Origin of the sequence: Streptomyces sp. 4F14, assembly GCF_048159485.1 — a bacterium.
GTDB lineage: Bacteria > Actinomycetota > Actinomycetes > Streptomycetales > Streptomycetaceae > Streptomyces.
The window spans coordinates 1-321 of sequence record NZ_JBLRVY010000381.1 but is presented as its reverse complement, the minus strand read 5'-3'; the positions used below and the strand labels follow the sequence as shown (position 1 = coordinate 321).

The 321-nt window shown below is 72.9% G+C and carries 1 protein-coding gene; it reads right to left on the bottom strand.

What is annotated here, in order from left to right; translation table 11 throughout:
- Positions 1 to 321 (bottom strand): FAD-dependent oxidoreductase (locus tag ACLZOT_RS51210; RefSeq protein WP_416976145.1); only part of this gene is annotated, 321 nt, incomplete at both ends.

Genomic DNA, 321 nt, shown 5'->3' with positions numbered 1-321 from the left:
GGATCAGGCCCTCCTTGCGGCCCAGCGAGATGCACTGGTTGAAGTAGCGGGCCGAGATCGTCGGGAGCTTGCTGCCGGTGAGGCGGGCCGCGATGGCGTCGGCCGCCTGCCAGGCGGTGGGGACGCCCGAGGCGCACGACATGCGCAGCGGCTTGTCGCCGGGGCCGGTCACCAGGGCCGCGTCGCCGATGGCGTACACGTCGGGATGCGACACCGAGCGCATCGTCCCGTCGACCACGATCTGCCCCGTGTCGGGGGCGACGTCCAGGGTGGTGGCCGCCGCGATCGGGTGGACGGCGAAGCCGGTCGTCCACACGGTGA